This is a genomic window from Aquimarina sp. MMG015, from assembly GCF_018100855.1.
GTDB lineage: Bacteria > Bacteroidota > Bacteroidia > Flavobacteriales > Flavobacteriaceae > Aquimarina > Aquimarina latercula.
In genome coordinates, this window is record NZ_JAGJEB010000011.1 from 120,773 (window position 1) to 137,200 (window position 16,428).

Consider the following 16,428-nt stretch of genomic DNA (forward strand, 5'->3'; position numbering starts at 1 on the left):
TTGACTCGTTCTCAATCCGAAAATAATCATTAATTTAAACGCTAAAAACTATATCCAAGACTGTGAGTAGTAATCGAAAAATCGACAACATATCCAAAAATCGTGACCTCTATCAAAGATTATTTTGTAGTATACGTTATTTAAAATAAAACTTTATATGCGACTAATCATTGTTATGATAATGTGTATCTGTTGTTTCGGTTGTAAAAACCAAACAATAGTAAAAAACGAAGTACAAGACCAAGCATTAGAGAAAAGAGTTAGACCTGTGCATGATACAATTGGTTTCACAAAATATAATTGGCAATTAGACTCTATTTATAACCGTTTAGGCATTAAGGATTCTAAAAATAGTATGCAATGGAAAGCAGCTGTAAGTCCACATGACGATTACAAATACGCTGGGCGTTTGTATTACGAATCACTTAAAGGAATTAATGCCAACACTATTATTCTCATTGGTGTTGCTCATCGTGCTCGAAACTTTAATCTTCAAGACAAAATCATTTTTGGAGATTTTACACATTGGAAATCTCCTTATGGTGATTTAAAAGTGTCTGATATAAACTCTGAAATTATTGAGCAACTTCCAAAATATTCATACCTGGTTCATAACGATATGCAAGAACTAGAACATTCTTTAGAAGCGATTGTGCCCTTTTTACATCGGAAAAACAAAAATCTAGAAATTATCCCAATACTTGTACCCTATATAAATTATTCATTGATTGATGTCATAGGTAATGATCTTTCTATTGTGGTGTCAAAAATTTTAAAAGAAAAGAATCTTGCCTATGGAAAAGATGTAGCAGTTGTTATTTCTAACGATGCTGTTCATTATGGTAATGAAGAATGGGGTAGAGATTTAGCACCTTTTGGAGTTGATGATGAAGGCACTAAAAAAGCTAGAGCTCTAGATATAGAGATTATCGAGAAGTGTTTAGTAAGCGAAATTAGTAATGAAAAAATAAAAACGTTTACAGAATACACCGTGCAAACTAATGATTATAAAGAATACAAATGGGTTTGGTGTGGTCGTTATTCTGTACCTTTTGGAGTGAGTTTTGCAAATAAATTAAATCAGGCATTACATAATAAACCGTTACAAGGAACTTTTTTAGATTATCAATCGAGTATAGATCATGAGCTTATAACAGTAGAAGACTTAGGAATGGGAACTACAGCTATTGCAACTCAAAAACACTGGGTAGCTTATGCGAGTATCAAATATGAATAGATCTGTAATTCTTAATGGTCTTAAAATTAAAAAAGAAGCCTTAAAGAAAATTACTCAGTACAGTTTAATTACGACCATGAAAGAATCGTTTATTTGAGCAGACAAGTAATGCATATTAAATCGAAATAAACAATAAAAACAGCTGTATGATACTGTTGATAATCTAGTCAAAGGTAGAAATTCAGCAATTTTAATTGCCGTACTAACCATAGCCGAGAGCCACCTTCCATAATAACCAAAAGCCCAGCTACTACATTAAAAACTTATACTTTTTTGACATAGTTTTACATTTGATATGGCAAAAGAGCTATAAAAAGTATTTAATTTTGAATTTTTAGTTTAGGGAATTTTCAGTTTATACTAGAGACGGAAAACAACGAATTATCAATACACGAAATTAATTACTAATGCGTATATGCCTCCCTTTTATAATTATATCAATATGCTGTAGTGCATTTTAAGAAAAACTGTAACAATCATTAAAAATTGTAATCTTTAGAGTACGAAATCAATAAACAACATGATAACTAAAACTACTAGTTCTTCTCTATTACTAATTGTCATTTTATTAATTGGTTGTAAACCAAATGAAGATAAAAACCACTCAATCAAAGGTATTTGGAAATCCATCGGTTATGGGGAAATCCTGAAAATAGATGCTAATTCTTATGAATATTTTGACATAAGTGACATTTCTTGCTTACCAGTAAAAGAAGGTACTGTTTCGGAAGTCTCAAATTCAATGCAAGTTTCAAATGATACGCTAATCATAAATCGCGGATTTAACAGATATCGCTACCTCAGGATAAAAAAGCTTCCAGATTTTTGCAATCAAAACTCAAAAGATAAAAACAACATCTTGTATAATTTCGAGGTTTTTGCAAATACCTACAAAAATCACTACGCATATTTCAAACTGAATAAAATTGATTGGGACAATCTTTACATAAACTCAAAAAATAAAATCAATTCAAAAAGTACAGAGGTTGATTTATATATAGTTATGGAAGATATGATTGAAAAGTTGAAAGATAATCATGGTTCGATAACACCAACAGATGAAGTTTATAAATTAGCAGAAAATCAAATCCAACCAGAATTAGCAGAAGAAGAAACAAAAGAATTGAAAGAATATGGCGATTTTGAGATTGCTGGAATGGTTGCAAATTATTATCTTAAAGAGGATTTGACCAAAGATACGTGGCTTATGAAATGGGGCAAGATGGAAAACAATGTTGGTTATATCCAAATCAAAGCAATGTTTTTGTATGCAGATTTAAATTTAAACGATAGTCTTGTCAAAGAAAATGGATTTATTTCAACATATATGGATGCATTTGATAGTTTAAATTATCAACAGCAAATTTCAGAAGAAGTTGATGGAATAAGTAAATTAATGGATACAATAATGCAGGACCTTAAGGAAACAAATTATCTCATTATCGATGTTCGTTTTAATGGTGGTGGACATGATGTAGTATCATTAGAAATTTTGAGACGATTTAACTCCGTCAGAAAACAAATCGCTGTTAAAAAAGCAAGACACAATAACAAGTATACTATAAAAACACCGATTTATTTAGAGGCAGACAAAAATCCCTATACAAAACCAGTATATTTATTAACTTCCCAACAGTCTGCAAGTGCAGCTGATATGATGGCTTTGAGTTCAATGGAATTAGATAATTTGAAACGTATTGGCTCACATACAAATGGAGCAATTTCGGATGCTTTGCAAAAGACATTACCAAACGGTTGGTATTTTTCTCTTTCTAATGAAATTTACACAGATAATAATGATAAATGTTATGAAAATATAGGAGTTCCTGTTAATTATGAATTGAATTACCCCAATGATAGACAGACTTTTTTTAGAAGTGTTGCTGACGATTTAGAAAAAGATAAAAAAAATATTTTAAACGCAATTAACGAGTTACAAAACAAGTAAAAATACATCACGACAAAAAACTGAGGTAAAAAACGTAGGACGGTTTAAACTTTCAGAAAAGTCTGTGTTTATTTATAAAGTCGCCGAACCGAAACGTATCACTTATCACTTGCCCTACGTTTCTTTTACTAGACGTTATCAACAACCTAAAACCAAAACTATGAAAACTGAGATTAATACAATCTGGATTGACTTACACGAAGAACTTTATAAATTCATTTTAGGGAAAATAAAAGATGAGCAAGCATCAAAAGATATTCATCAGGAGGTGTTCTTGAAAGTTCAAACTAAAATCCATCAACTAAACCATTCTTCTAAACTTACATCTTGGGTTTATCAAATTACAAGAAATACTATTATTGATTATTTTCGAAAAGTAAAAAATGAAAATACATCTATAAGTGGGTTAGATTTTCCTGAAATAGACAAAAGTAATTTTGATTACTCAAATCTAACAAACTGTATCAATCAAAAAATAGAAAACCTTTCTTCTCAACATAAAGAAGCAATTATTTTAACTTCTTTTAAAAATTATTCACAAAAAGAACTGGCAGAACATTTAAAAATATCATATTCCGGAACAAAATCAAGGGTTCAAAAAGCTAAAGAAATTTTAAAAGAAAACATTTTAGATTGTCCAAATGTAGAATCTGATAGCACCGGTAAATTAATAGACTTCGAAAAATAATTAAAATAAACTACGTCTTTTTCTAACTAATTGCGTCTATCCTATATAACATCTAAAAAAAATCAAAATGGGTAGTTTAAAAAAAATAGTAATAGTACAAGTTCTTAATGCTTTTGCAGAAAATGGGAAAGGTGGTAATCCAGCAGGTGTAGTTTTAAACGCGGATGAATTATCTGATAAAAATAAACTGGAAGTTTCTAAAAAAGTAGGTCTATCCGAAACCGCTTTTGTTTCAAAATCTAAAACAGAAGACTATAAATTGGATTTCTTTACCCCAACTAAACAAATAGCACATTGTGGGCATGCCACGGTAGCAACATTTTCTTATTTAAAGCAAATTGGTTTATTGAAAAATGATAGTTCTTCAAAAGAAACTATAGATGGGAGACGAAAAATAGAAATAATTGGAGATTTAGCGTTTATGGAACAATTGGTTCCCAAATATACTGATGTAAACAACGAAGAAAGTATCATTTTAAAATCATTAGGGTTAAAGAAAAAAGACTTGATTCCAAATGCACCAATTAAATTAGTTAATACAGGGAATTCATTTATACTCATTCCTGTTAAAAACAATGAAATTTTAAAGAATATAATTCCCAAATTTGATTTGATTAGTGACGTTAGTGATAAGTTTGATTTAATTGGTTACTATGTATTCTCTACCGACACAAAATCTGACGCTACTTCAAGAATGTTTGCTCCTCGCTATGGAATATTAGAAGAGTCAGGAACAGGAATGGCTGCTGGACCACTTGCTTGCTATTTATTTGACATTTTAAAAATTAAAAAAAAACTTTTCACATTCAACAAGGAAAATATATGAAAGAGCCTTCATCAAGCATGATTATTGTTAAATTACAAATCAATGAAGGAGAAATAAAGAATTTAATGGCTGGTGGAAAAGGAATACTCAATAGACAATTAAAGATCGAAATTGACGATTAACAACTAGTTATCAACTTAGATGTTTATAACACCGAACAAACAATATGAAAAACAATCCACTTTTATACATTTTAATAGCTTTGATTATTATTAGTTGTACTAAAGAAGAAAAGAAAAGAATCGTTGAGGAATGGAAATTAGAATACAAAAATGATACTAATGGAAACAAAGTATTCGGTAACAAAGAGGCACTAATCTCATATGTAAGAAAAGGAAATCCTATTAGAATTGGTTGGGCTTCGCGAAGACGAAATGATTCGACAAAAACGGTTGAACATATTGTCGATGCAGAATTTATAACAATTGCAAATGGAGACGAAGTCTTTGCACAGATTAAACCATTCCTTGCTCAACGTCCTGATTTAACGAGTGACACGCTGAGCATGACCTTAATGCCATCACAATCCCATTGGATTTTGAGCACAAATGGACTAATTAGCACAATGAGTATTAATTACGGTAAGGATACTGTAAGTACATCGAAGCCAAAACCATTTAGACACGATATAAGTTGGTTTACAAAAAAATCTAATTCATCAAAAAAAGCAAAACCTCTATGGGACTAAATGAATAATCAACAACGGCTAACAACAAGTAAACTCAGAAATTCCTGTTACACCTTTAATGAAAGGAATTCATTAAAAAAACCCATAAAACTTAGTGAGGATCACAGTTAATATGTAATGAATTCGTTGTAACATTTTCATTAATTCTCATACCCATAACCTATAATCTTAAATTTAAATTATTTGCATTATTGACATATAATTAATTGCGGCAGAATTTCCCTATCAGAAATTCTCTTGCATTAATTATCTTTAGCAACGGCAGAAAGTACTCGCATACTTTCTTGCGAATAATCATACACAAAACATTAGATATTAATTAAGGAAACTGAATTGAAAATTAGAGAAACATATAGAAATGATTATACCATTTCAACCGACAAGGATAAATTAGATATTTTGAGCATTCATAAATTCCTTGCAAATGAGACTGATTGGGCTAACGGAATCCCAATCAATACTTTTAAAACATCCGTTGAAAACTCGTTGAATTTTGGGCTTTATTACGAAAACAAACAGATTGGCTTTGCCAGAATAATTTCAGACTATTCGACTATTGCATATTTAGGAGATGTTTATATCCTAAAAGAATATAGAGGAAAAGGATTAAGTAAATGGCTGATAGAGGAAATCATGGAACACCCTAACCTTCAGGGATTAAGGCGCTGGATTTTATTGACTGATACTGCTGAATGGCTTTATAAAAAGTTTGGGTTTACGGAAATACCAAATCCTGAATTTTATATGGAAAAACATAACCCAAATGTATATAACGGAATAGATAACACTAATGCCGACAATGCATAAAAAATTATAGAGAGGTTTCTGCTTTCCCGAAGGTTTGTGGTTATCTACAAAGTCGTCAACTATAAAATTTGGGGTAGTATCAATCCAAAACGTATTGCCTATCAACTGCCTTACGTTTCTTATACTGAATGTTAACTACAAACTGCACAAACACTCGAACTTAAAAAAACAGAATCAAGTGAAATTGAACACCCCAAAACTAGGGGCTACCCAAAAATGAAAAAACAATAAGCAACCATTTAGAAAAAAATTGCGTCTTTATAAATAGAAGTACTTTAAAAACCAAGCAAACATGTTAGAAAATCCAAAAATAAACATCAAAATCAAACTTTCTTCATTATGGGCTTCAGCAACTTTCTGTTATTTATATGGAGATTATTTTGAACTCTACACACCAGGTAAAATAGACAGCTTACTTACAGGCGAAAATATTTTAGACAGCCCTACCAAATTATTAATTGCAACAATAATTTTAGCAACTTCATCCATAATGGTTGCTGCTTCAATTATTCTTAAACCAAAAATAAATCGTATTCTGAATATTACATTTGGAATGTTATTTACAATAATGATGTTATTTATTGGATTCAATTCTAATACGGAATGGTATGGATTCTACGTGTTTTTAGCGTTTTTAGAAAGTATTATTACTGCTTTAATTGTTTGGTATGCTTGGAAATGGCCTAAAGAAAAAAGCATCTCATCATGAAAATTAGGACATAGAATAGAAAAAAAGTACTGGAATATTCTAGTATAGGACAACAATCAATTCTAATCACTAAAATGAGAAGAGCCCGTTGCCAACTATGTATAAAAATAATCCTAAATTAGTCGCTTAATCAAAGGTTAGTACCATTTTGTTACGCCTGATTTTCCTTCGAAAAATCCTCGCACACAAAACCGCACTATTCTTATACATTAAACGTTGGTAAACATTTGAAGAAATTAATTAATGAACATAGAAATTATTAAACCTTCAGATATTGAACTTCAAAAATACATTGAATGTTTTTATATTTTAACACATTCAAAAGAAGAAGGCAGAACAACTTATTTTACATTTCCCAGTATTTTTTCTATGGTGTCAATTTCTTCTAATACAAATGTAGTTAGAACAAATAGGTTTATAAAAACTACAGATTCTTCAATACTAAATTTTGATTCCAATTTAGACACTCGCTTCACAAATCCTCTTTTGATTCAATATGAGGGTTACGTTAAAGAAATTACAACTTATTTTAAACCATTAGGTTTGAATGCCTTTTTAAATAGGCCACTTAATTATTATTGTAACTCAGATAAAACACAATTTTTACCTTTTTTAGATTATATGGATGTTATGAGTTCAATTCTAAAAATAGCATCATCTGATAAAATAATGAAACTACTCGAAAATTACTGGTCTAGTAAACTAAAAAATGATAGGCCATTAAAGCTTGAAAAAGCCATTAAAGCCATAATTGAAAATCCTAATAGATCAATCTCTTCAATCGCAAATGATAGTAATTTAAGTCACAAGACTTTAATTTCACATTTTAATAAAAACATGTGTAAAACCCCTACTGAATTTAGAAAAATCGTTCGTTTTAGGAAAACGCTAAAAAACAAAAAAGAAAATAATTTAACACAGTTAAGTTACTTGTCAAATTATTTTGACCAAGCACATATGATTAAAGATTTTGATAAACTTACTGGTTACAAACCAAAAGATTTTTTTAAAAATTTAACCTCAATTGATGAAAAAATAAATTGGATTTTCACATAAGGGTAAAATCTGTACAATTCTACTTTACAATAATTGCTGATTTTTGGCTATCAAAATAAAAAGATGATAGAGATTACAAATGCAGTTTTATATGCTGATTTTGAAATTATTGAAAGTTTAGTTAGGCAAATTTTACATAAATTTTATGACCCAGTTATTCCAAAAGAACATACTAAATATTTCATAAATAAGTATCAAACAGCAAAAGCAATAGAGCAACAGGTTGAGAATGGAAGTAATTATTTTTTACTTAAATATAAAGGCTTGAATGTTGGTTATCTCGCCCTAAATAAAACGTCTGATTTTTTGTTATTAGATAAGTTATACCTACTAGAAGATTATAGAGGTAAAAAGATTGGTAAAAAGGCAATTGAATTTACTGATAGTTTCGCTAGAAAAATGAATATTTCAAGAATTGAATTAATCGTACACAAAGAAAACCTTAAAACAATAGAATTTTATAAAAAAATGGAGTTTAAATTACTAGATATAGTACCTAACCATTTCGAGACTGGTCAAATTATTGAAAATTATCAAATGGCAAAAATATTAGCAACAAAGTAAAACGATTTGTCTACAATGTAAAAAACACAGGGCAAAGACAATTTGAAAGATCAGTTCTTTTCTGTGATATCGCCACTATAAAATATGGCATTTAGAACAAAAAAGATAAAAGCAAAACATTTATATTTGGATTAGTACCAATCCGAAATGTACCGCTCATCACCTGCCCTACATTTCTTATACTAGACGGTTAACCATAATTATAAATATGAATATAACTATTAATACATTTCTACTTTCACTTTTATTCTACTACTCTTATTCTCAAACTAGTAAAATTACTGTTATTATACCTGATTGTGGAGTAGATTCTCAATGGAAAGAAATAAAAGCAGATGTAAACGAAGCATATTGGGGTGTTTATGAGAAAAAAAAGTATCATAACAGGGATAATTTTCTAATCAAAAAATATGATAATACTAAATCTACTATCCCAAAGTTTTTAATAAAGGGGTTAAATTTAAAAGATAGTATTTTTACAACAGGAAAATGGGTAAATAGAATGTTGTACCCAGGAGAATCAATTCCATTTTCTGTCTATAGCATAGAAGATGAGCAGAATAGCAAAAATTACTTTCTCTACGCTAAAGGGAATATAATTGAAACAGAAAAAGGTGAGTTTCCATATTTTAAGAAAATTAAAAATTATGAACTTGTTGTAGATTCATACAACGATAAAACTCGTCAAACAATTAGAAAAATGGATTTTTTTTCTTTTCCTTCTGGTGGTTTTGAAGGAGGAGTATTTATCCATTGGATTGGAGACTTGAATGGAGATAAGCTACTTGATATGTTAATTGGAACTTCTGAACATTATGCTGGATCAACGCTTTCAATATTTTTATCCAACAATATTTCTAAAGAGTTATTTAAAGAATATAACGTTGGAGGATGTTCCTGGGATTAACATTATATATAATAATATTAAAAACAAGTTACTGAATGATAGAAATCATTGATTTAAGTCAAGAAATTTACGAGGGAATGCCTGTTTATAAAGACCTTCCACAAGTTAAAATGACAGTTCATAATTCCCATGAAGAATGGAATGGAATAAAAAACCCAAAAATTAAAACACCAGCTGTTCATAAATTAGAATTAGGGGAACATACCGGAACACACGTTGATGCAATAAACCATATGGCAATTGAACATAAAGGAAAATCAATTGACAAAATGCCTTTATCCATGTTCTATACTCAAGGAATTTGTTTAGACTTTTCTCATAAAGGACTAAAAGAATTAATTGAACCTAATGAAATTGAAAATGCTTGTATAGAGGCTAATTTGAAAATAGAAAAAGGAGATACTGTATTGATTTATACTGATCATTATCGAAAAAACTTTAATGGAAAAGATTGGGGTAATGGACCTGGGATTTCTACAGAAACTGCTCGTTGGTTAGGAGAAAAAAAAATATCAGCTTTCGGAGTTGAAACGATGTCACCTGGAGTTCCGGGAATCTCAAATAAAAAAGTGCATCATATTTGTGGAGAATTGAATTTTACACATTACGAGAATATGATAAATCTACATCTGCTAATCGGTAGAGGAAGATTTCGATTTATTGGACTTCCACTGAAAATTAAAGGAGGAACAGGTTCACCTGTTAGAGCTATCGCAGTATTCGAAAAATAACAACTTTGGCTACACCCAATAAAGCTAATTATTTACTAAATTTAGTGCTCTAACCAGGCATTAAAATCATTTTATGTTAAACCCTATATACAATCAGGACTAATATGAAAAATAAATAACAGAAGAATGTCAGAATTAAATTCACTATTTGTTAAGGTAAAAATTAAAAAGAATAAACTTGATGATTTTCTAAAATCAAAACCAAAGCAATTAAAGATAGATGCCAATTGGGTTGCATGGTGGGATTCAAGAGAAATGTACGGAAAGAATGAACTTTCTCAAGACAACCTTTCTAGTTATGAACAACCGGATAATCAAAGTATCGTAGATACTTGGAAGAATAATAAACGAAGTGGAGGATTTTCTGAATATGATTCAGAAAATGGAATTTGGAACTTTGGAGTAGTTTTTTTTGGAGAGAACTATTATGAAATGATTCCAGGACTTGGATTTATAAAAAGTATTGCGGATTATATTGAACACGATATTGGTAATTTTGCTATAGTCTTCGACTTTTTCTGGGGTAGTAATGAGGTAAATGCTTTTATAGATTTTAATGAAGAGAAAGGGTGTTTTAAGCCTACGGCTAAAGTAAAATCAGATATCAATCCAGAAAATCTGAAGTATGCAGAAATTTATTTGAACAAAAAAACAGAAGAATTTTCTAAAGCGCATGAAGATTGATAGCTAAATTAACTACCCCTAACCTATCGTATACGTGCGTTTCCAAAAACACTCAAGAAATCTTTCTTTAAAGGAAATTTCACTTAATCAGTTAGTTACTTTTTTTAGAGTTTTACAATAAAATTAGATTGGATGTAATAAATGATTAGCATTATACTTAGTGAAAATTCTAAAGAGAAATTATTCTTTACTTTTGAAACTGACAAAAATGAGCTTCTAATTAATGAGTACCACACAACCAACAAAGAATATAGCAAAAACAGTATGGCCTTGGTTTAGAAAGGCGATTGTATTAATATTATTCTCTTTGGTTGTAAATCACTTAGCTGCAAGCGATAATTTTCTAGATAGTGAATCCTATAGATTCCCTTTAGTTGGTTTTTTGTTTACTATTATTTTATCCATTCTTGTTGTAGTTATAGCACATTTTAATTTTAAATTTTACGAGAAAAAACATTTTTCTAAAAAAATAGAAAGCGTTACAATCATAAGATTTATGGCTTCTACTCTAGGATATATTACAGTAATTTATGTTCCTGTAAATATCATTGTAGGAATAGTTGTAGATGGAGAAATACAATTTTATTACACTTTAATTGGTTTGCTAATTACCTTATTAATATGTTTTATTCTCATAGGTTTATTATATGCCCAAGACGTATACAATTTATATAAGTTATCTATAAAAGATGCAGAAATCACTATAGATAGCGGAGCGAAAATAAAGAAGCTTACCTATGAAAATATTGCGTGCTTTTATAGCGAAAACAAAATTGTGTATACTGTTCAGAATGATGGTACAACAATTAACACCGATTTTACATTAAATGAGCTCGAAGAAAAAATAAACGATCAATTATTTTTTAGAGCCAATCGACAAATTATCATCCATAAAGATACTGTAGACCTAATCGAAAAGATTGAAAATGGCAAGTTGCGTATTCGATTAAAAGGTTTCATTAAAAATGATGCAATCGCAGAAATCAATATCAGTCGTTACAAGCGAAAAATATTTATGGATTGGTTTCAATAAAAGATGTCAAAAACTACCGACTATTCAGTTGTAAATTTCGACCACTCAGTAAAAACATGAGTATTTAAAGGGGATTTCAGAGATTTTGTTCATTATTTCGTTTAGAATTTAAAATCAAAAACAATGAACAAAATCACCTTACGTCAAATATTAATTCCATTAATTACCATTACATTCATCTGCTTTTTTTGGTTTGGACCGTTTCGTATAACCATAGAAAACATCATTATTTCTATATTAATCATTATAGCAAATTATATAGAATATAAAGAAAAAGCATTTTCAGAACTTGGATTTCAACGTGAAAAATTTACATTCAAAAACATTTTAGTACTTGCTCCATTAGTCGCATTAGGGCTCTTTATTTTTTATGTCTTTATATTGGTTCCTGGGATAACAAAATTCACAGGAACTCCTATTGATTATTCTGCTTTTGATCAATTAAAAGGAAATCTTCCTGCCTTTTTAATTACTTTATTATTAGTGTGGGCCACCGCAGGGTTTGGAGAAGAAATTATCTTTCGTGGTTATTTTATGCGACAATTTGTAAAATTCTTTGGAGAAAGCAAAATCAGTATTGCGCTTAATATTATCCTAATTACTGGTTTTTTTGGCTTTATGCATAGTTATCAAGGAATTACCGGACAACTTGTTACTTGGATTGTGGGAGCGCTCTTGGCCTGGATATTCTACTTGCGTAAATACGATTTGTGGTTTCTGATTTCCGTACACGGTTTTTTTAACACCATCGCTTTAAGTTGTATTTACTTTGATTTGGTATAACGATTCCCAACAACAATACATAAATCTTTTTTGGAACTATAATTTATTATAATTTTACCTAGACTATTGAGAACTATAATCACAAAAAATGAAGCAAATTAAATCAATAATCTTATTTCTACTCTTCATCAATTTTGGATGCAAAAACTCAATAGCAGAAAAGCCGGAAAAAGCATTGGATCAATCTAAAAAAAATCTACAATCAAAACCGCTAGTAAGTTTTACATTCGACGATGGAAATACATCTGATATCGCAAATTTCAAATTTGAGGAATGGAACAAAATGATTTTAACACATCTTGAAGAAAAAAATCTAAAAGCCATATTCTTCGTTACAGGAAAAAATAAATCCAGTAAAAAAGGGCAATTTTTGCTTAAAAGTTGGAATGATAATGGGCATAAAATAGCGAATCACTCCTATTCTCACCCCAATTTTAATTCCGAAAAAAACGATTCACATCTTTTTGAGAATGAACTCAAAAAAACAGATGTAATTATCTCAAAACTTAGCAATCATATCAAGCTTTTTCGATTTCCCTACTTAAAAGAGGGACAAAACCAAACAAAAGTTGATAGCATTAGAAACATACTTAGCAAGCACAATTACTCGAATGGTTATGTAACTATAGACGCTTCGGATTGGTATGTAAATCAACGCTTAATCAAAAGAATAAAACAAGTAAGACTTGAAAAAGCAGATATCGACAGGTTTAAGGACTTCTACTTAGATCATATTTTAGAACGAGCGAATTTTTATGAAAAGCTTTCTTACGAAATGAACGGAAGACATATCAATCACACATTGTTGCTTCATCACAATCTAACATCTGCATTATTCTTAGGAGATCTTATTAAGAAATTTAAAGAACAAGGTTGGGAAGTTATTGATGCCGATAAAGCTTTTGAAGATGAAATATTTACAAAGATTCCTACATCCGATTTTGCAGGAGAGAGTTTAATTTATTCAATGGCTAAACAATCAGAAAAATACGATCAGATATTGCGATATCCTGCAGAAGATAGTCGATACGAAAAAAACAAAATGGATGCACTTGGTCTTTAACGTAGAAGGATTACTTAAATAATATTTTTAACTCCTTGTAACCAACAGAAAAACTAAAAAACGAGGTAACATTTTGCTCTGTGATGACACATACTTATAACCTCATAACATACTTCTGTAATAACATTAACTATTAAAATGCAAAAGCTAACAAAAACAATTTTATTCCTATTATTGATTTCTAATATGTTCGGACAAGAATATTTTGAAGGTCAAATAGAGTATAAAATTGAATATGAACCTATAAACCCAAATATTCCAAGGAGTTATTTATCTACCGAACTTGGAGATTCTTTTACAGCTTTTGTTCAAGAAGATAGATATACAATGATTTATAACGGAAAAGGAGAACTTGGATGGATGAAAATAATAGTTCGATTAGACGAAGGATATTCATATACTGAATACGAAAAAAAAGATACCATAACTAAGGCAAAATTTGGGCTTGAAAAAGACAAATTACTTGAATTTAGTCGCAATCCAGATGACAAAAAAATTGTAATGGATGAATTATGCGAATCTATCACCATTAACTATCAACCATCTGATCCAAAATCGTTTTTTAAAACTTTTCGTGGTAAATATTATTTCAATCCAAAATATAAACTTAATTCGAAGTTATATGAAAATTATACTAATGGATTTTGGAATCTATTTGTAAAAGAATCTAACTCAATAAGTATTAGAAATGAAACTGAGTTTTATCCTTTTTTTAAAGCCACCCAAGAAGCTATATCTATTGATGAAAAGAAAATACCATCAAAAATATTCGAGCCAAATAATTCAAAAGTGATATTTAAAAAAAAGTAGAACCGTAGCTAACGCAACATATAAAACACTTGAGGCAATTGAATACAGAAACCGATGGAAAATGGATTAATGTGAGCGAAATAAGACCTTTTCGTAGTATCGACATTATTACTTTCGGCAATGATAGAATTACAAATGCTGTTTTAGAAAATGTCGAAAATGAAGTAAATTTAAAGGAAAAAGAAGTAGAAAATTCTTCTAAAAATATAGCTGGCCTAAACTTTCAATTTATAAATCCCGACCGAATACGATTTTATAGAAAATGAAAAAAGGTAACCTTATTGAACGAAACGGAATCTAAAACCGAAGACCATATCTTTGAACAAGATTATGTTAGATTGACTCCAACAATATCAAAAATATCAGGAAGTAGGATTCAACTTTTGAAATATAATTTTGAATGGAATAACGAAAAGATGATCATTAAATTCAATAAAATTTTAGATCCTTCTGAAATAACCCAAGCTCTTAATACAATCGAACATACAGGACAAAAACACTGTTAGAAAAAATAGATAATACTTTATTGATTTCTTTCTTTTATAATAATCGTAGAGGATTGGTATTATTTATTAAAGAAATTGACGAAACTAAAGCTGTCTTGTATGGACTTCCTCTAGAATCTTTTGATATAGTAGCTAAAAGAATTGACTAAAAAATACTTAACACTGCAACATACATATAATACCAAGAGTCAATTAATCAACCGAATGGTTGTTGTATTTTTGGTAAAGTGTAAAACTTGCTCTGAATAATTAGTTAATCAACACCGAATATCCTCAGTAGAAAACAATAAAACCGTGTTAAATATCCTTTGAAATGAAAAAATTAAAAAAATCACTATTTCAAACGCCTGTACTAATCAGTATCCTTGCACTATGCTTAAATAGTTGCTTTCATACTAATGCAACTAAAAACGTTGAAAAAGAAAACACGAAAACTACTGTATACCCTAGTGATGTTATTCCTTTCATGAACGAATGGAGTATTCTAACAGGTGATGGCACACGTACCGAAGAATTAGCCAATTACGAGCAAAAAGATTTCTTTTATGTTTCTAATGATGGAGAAACGGATTGGGTAGTTTATAAAACACCAAACTCTGGTATTACGTCAAAAAATTCGAGCAATACAAGAACAGAATTAGGGCAAAAAAAACATTGGATACCCGAAACGGGAGGCAAATTAAATGGTACCTTAAAAGTAATGCATGTTTCCACATCTGGCGATGCTAGAGTGGCTGCATCATATTCTGTAGTCGTTGGACAAATTCATAGTGATGATGGACATGAAAACGAACCACTAAAAATATTTTACAAAAAATTCCCTGGACATACAAAAGGATCTGTTTTTTGGAACTACGAAATCAATACAGAAGGAGATAATTCAAAAAGATGGGATTACTCAACAGCTGTTTGGGGTAATGATATGTCTACTATTGGATCGAGTCCAACTACATATCCTGAAGAACCTAAGGAAGGAATCGAACTAGGAGAAGAATTTAGCTATGAAGTAAACGTATATAAAGGTATTATGTACATCACTTTTACAAGTAAAGGTCATCCAACAAAGACGTTTACAAAAAACTTATTAAAATCAGAATTTATCTCTAAGGAAACCATACCTAAACAAATACTAACATTATATGCGGCTATAGGTCGAGATGGTACAGAACGCCCAGATGCATATGCAGGCGAGTTGCAATTTTTTAAACAAGGTGCTTACAACCAAACCAACGGAAAGAATCCAGAAGACAATATCGTTTGGAATACTGGATCAAAAACTTATGATGGTGATATCGCTAAACAATATGCTAACGGATGCTATGCCGAAGTATGGTTTAAAGAAGCTGCTGCAGGTTCTGGTACGGTACCTAATAAAGAGTAGCGTATTC

At 30.0% G+C, this 16,428-nt stretch carries 21 protein-coding genes; all 21 read left to right on the top strand.

All coding sequences use genetic code 11. The annotated features are described in order from the left end of the window. The first annotated feature begins 157 nt into the window (after positions 1-157). Entirely contained in the window at positions 158-1,237 is a 1,080-nt protein-coding gene (amrB, locus tag J8L88_RS19075) for an AmmeMemoRadiSam system protein B (protein WP_211061572.1), read from the top strand. A 520-nt stretch (positions 1,238-1,757) separates the two neighbouring features. Next, a complete protein-coding gene (locus tag J8L88_RS19080) occupies positions 1,758-3,185 on the top strand; it encodes a S41 family peptidase (RefSeq protein ID WP_211061573.1) in 1,428 nt (475 codons plus the stop codon). A gap of 160 nt (positions 3,186-3,345) precedes the next feature. After that, complete coding sequence (locus tag J8L88_RS19085) at positions 3,346-3,873, top strand: sigma-70 family RNA polymerase sigma factor (protein WP_027395802.1); 528 nt, start codon at positions 3,346-3,348, stop codon at positions 3,871-3,873. Between the two features lie 67 nt (positions 3,874-3,940). Then, positions 3,941-4,699 (top strand): PhzF family phenazine biosynthesis protein, encoded by a 759-nt coding sequence (locus J8L88_RS19090; RefSeq protein ID WP_247666513.1) that lies wholly within the window; start codon positions 3,941-3,943, stop codon positions 4,697-4,699. Then, the gene (locus tag J8L88_RS23700) at positions 4,696-4,821 is read left to right on the top strand and encodes a hypothetical protein (protein ID WP_256439434.1); all 126 of its coding nucleotides are present in this window, start codon (positions 4,696-4,698) and stop codon (positions 4,819-4,821) included. Before J8L88_RS19090 ends, J8L88_RS23700 begins: the two co-directional genes overlap by 4 nt. 44 nt (positions 4,822-4,865) lie before the next feature. After that, positions 4,866-5,387: a hypothetical protein gene (locus tag J8L88_RS19095; protein WP_211061574.1), complete on the top strand. Its 522-nt coding sequence runs from the start codon at positions 4,866-4,868 to the stop codon at positions 5,385-5,387. Between the two features lie 333 nt (positions 5,388-5,720). After that, positions 5,721-6,194, top strand: coding sequence for a GNAT family N-acetyltransferase (locus J8L88_RS19100; protein ID WP_211061575.1), 474 nt, complete (start codon positions 5,721-5,723; stop codon positions 6,192-6,194). 292 nt (positions 6,195-6,486) lie between these two features. After that, positions 6,487-6,903, top strand: a complete 417-nt coding sequence (locus J8L88_RS19105) for a DUF6326 family protein (RefSeq protein ID WP_027395805.1) — start codon at positions 6,487-6,489, stop codon at positions 6,901-6,903. A gap of 243 nt (positions 6,904-7,146) precedes the next feature. Beyond that, entirely contained in the window at positions 7,147-7,959 is an 813-nt protein-coding gene (locus J8L88_RS19110; RefSeq protein ID WP_211061576.1) for a helix-turn-helix domain-containing protein, read from the top strand. Positions 7,960-8,022: 63 nt separating this feature from the next. Then, a complete protein-coding gene (locus tag J8L88_RS19115; protein ID WP_211061577.1) occupies positions 8,023-8,523 on the top strand; it encodes a GNAT family N-acetyltransferase in 501 nt (166 codons plus the stop codon). Between the two features lie 208 nt (positions 8,524-8,731). Continuing rightward, on the top strand, positions 8,732-9,430 hold the full coding sequence (locus J8L88_RS19120) for a hypothetical protein (protein WP_211061578.1): 699 nt from the start codon (positions 8,732-8,734) through the stop codon (positions 9,428-9,430). A 35-nt stretch (positions 9,431-9,465) separates the two neighbouring features. Continuing rightward, entirely contained in the window at positions 9,466-10,161 is a 696-nt protein-coding gene (locus J8L88_RS19125) for a cyclase family protein (protein WP_027395809.1), read from the top strand. A gap of 126 nt (positions 10,162-10,287) precedes the next feature. Beyond that, the gene (locus tag J8L88_RS19130; protein ID WP_211061579.1) at positions 10,288-10,845 is read left to right on the top strand and encodes a hypothetical protein; all 558 of its coding nucleotides are present in this window, start codon (positions 10,288-10,290) and stop codon (positions 10,843-10,845) included. A gap of 223 nt (positions 10,846-11,068) precedes the next feature. Then, positions 11,069-11,878, top strand: a complete 810-nt coding sequence (locus J8L88_RS19135) for a LytTR family DNA-binding domain-containing protein (RefSeq protein ID WP_211061580.1) — start codon at positions 11,069-11,071, stop codon at positions 11,876-11,878. Between the two features lie 123 nt (positions 11,879-12,001). Continuing rightward, positions 12,002-12,661 (top strand): CPBP family intramembrane glutamic endopeptidase, encoded by a 660-nt coding sequence (locus tag J8L88_RS19140; RefSeq protein WP_211061581.1) that lies wholly within the window; start codon positions 12,002-12,004, stop codon positions 12,659-12,661. Positions 12,662-12,749: 88 nt separating this feature from the next. Then, on the top strand, positions 12,750-13,724 hold the full coding sequence (locus tag J8L88_RS19145) for a polysaccharide deacetylase family protein (protein WP_211061582.1): 975 nt from the start codon (positions 12,750-12,752) through the stop codon (positions 13,722-13,724). Between the two features lie 138 nt (positions 13,725-13,862). Continuing rightward, entirely contained in the window at positions 13,863-14,534 is a 672-nt protein-coding gene (locus tag J8L88_RS19150; protein ID WP_211061583.1) for a hypothetical protein, read from the top strand. A gap of 38 nt (positions 14,535-14,572) precedes the next feature. Then, positions 14,573-14,800: a hypothetical protein gene (locus J8L88_RS19155; RefSeq protein ID WP_118389299.1), complete on the top strand. Its 228-nt coding sequence runs from the start codon at positions 14,573-14,575 to the stop codon at positions 14,798-14,800. 15 nt (positions 14,801-14,815) lie between these two features. Next, positions 14,816-15,040, top strand: a complete 225-nt coding sequence (locus J8L88_RS19160; protein WP_211061584.1) for a hypothetical protein — start codon at positions 14,816-14,818, stop codon at positions 15,038-15,040. 20 nt (positions 15,041-15,060) lie between these two features. After that, positions 15,061-15,189, top strand: coding sequence for a hypothetical protein (locus tag J8L88_RS23705; protein WP_256439435.1), 129 nt, complete (start codon positions 15,061-15,063; stop codon positions 15,187-15,189). Positions 15,190-15,353: 164 nt separating this feature from the next. Further along, on the top strand, positions 15,354-16,421 hold the full coding sequence (locus J8L88_RS19165) for a polysaccharide lyase family 7 protein (protein ID WP_211061585.1): 1,068 nt from the start codon (positions 15,354-15,356) through the stop codon (positions 16,419-16,421). Positions 16,422-16,428: the final 7 nt, after the last annotated feature.

Excerpts from the sequence above, each read along its gene's own strand:
- J8L88_RS19120 (WP_211061578.1), top strand. The coding sequence starts at position 8,732 with ATGAATATAACTATTAATACATTTCTACTTTCACTTTTATTCTACTAC.
- J8L88_RS19165 (WP_211061585.1), top strand. The coding sequence starts at position 15,354 with ATGAAAAAATTAAAAAAATCACTATTTCAAACGCCTGTACTAATCAGT.
- J8L88_RS19090 (WP_247666513.1), top strand. The coding sequence starts at position 3,941 with ATGGGTAGTTTAAAAAAAATAGTAATAGTACAAGTTCTTAATGCTTTT.
- J8L88_RS19145 (WP_211061582.1), top strand. The coding sequence starts at position 12,750 with ATGAAGCAAATTAAATCAATAATCTTATTTCTACTCTTCATCAATTTT.
- J8L88_RS19080 (WP_211061573.1), top strand. The coding sequence starts at position 1,758 with ATGATAACTAAAACTACTAGTTCTTCTCTATTACTAATTGTCATTTTA.
- J8L88_RS19095 (WP_211061574.1), top strand. The coding sequence starts at position 4,866 with ATGAAAAACAATCCACTTTTATACATTTTAATAGCTTTGATTATTATT.
- J8L88_RS19150 (WP_211061583.1), top strand. The coding sequence starts at position 13,863 with ATGCAAAAGCTAACAAAAACAATTTTATTCCTATTATTGATTTCTAAT.
- J8L88_RS19085 (WP_027395802.1), top strand. The coding sequence starts at position 3,346 with ATGAAAACTGAGATTAATACAATCTGGATTGACTTACACGAAGAACTT.
- J8L88_RS19110 (WP_211061576.1), top strand. The coding sequence starts at position 7,147 with ATGAACATAGAAATTATTAAACCTTCAGATATTGAACTTCAAAAATAC.
- J8L88_RS19125 (WP_027395809.1), top strand. The coding sequence starts at position 9,466 with ATGATAGAAATCATTGATTTAAGTCAAGAAATTTACGAGGGAATGCCT.
- J8L88_RS19140 (WP_211061581.1), top strand. The coding sequence starts at position 12,002 with ATGAACAAAATCACCTTACGTCAAATATTAATTCCATTAATTACCATT.
- J8L88_RS19130 (WP_211061579.1), top strand. The coding sequence starts at position 10,288 with ATGTCAGAATTAAATTCACTATTTGTTAAGGTAAAAATTAAAAAGAAT.
- J8L88_RS19115 (WP_211061577.1), top strand. The coding sequence starts at position 8,023 with ATGATAGAGATTACAAATGCAGTTTTATATGCTGATTTTGAAATTATT.
- J8L88_RS23700 (WP_256439434.1), top strand. The coding sequence starts at position 4,696 with ATGAAAGAGCCTTCATCAAGCATGATTATTGTTAAATTACAAATCAAT.
- amrB (WP_211061572.1), top strand. The coding sequence starts at position 158 with ATGCGACTAATCATTGTTATGATAATGTGTATCTGTTGTTTCGGTTGT.
- J8L88_RS19135 (WP_211061580.1), top strand. The coding sequence starts at position 11,069 with ATGAGTACCACACAACCAACAAAGAATATAGCAAAAACAGTATGGCCT.
- J8L88_RS19105 (WP_027395805.1), top strand. The coding sequence starts at position 6,487 with ATGTTAGAAAATCCAAAAATAAACATCAAAATCAAACTTTCTTCATTA.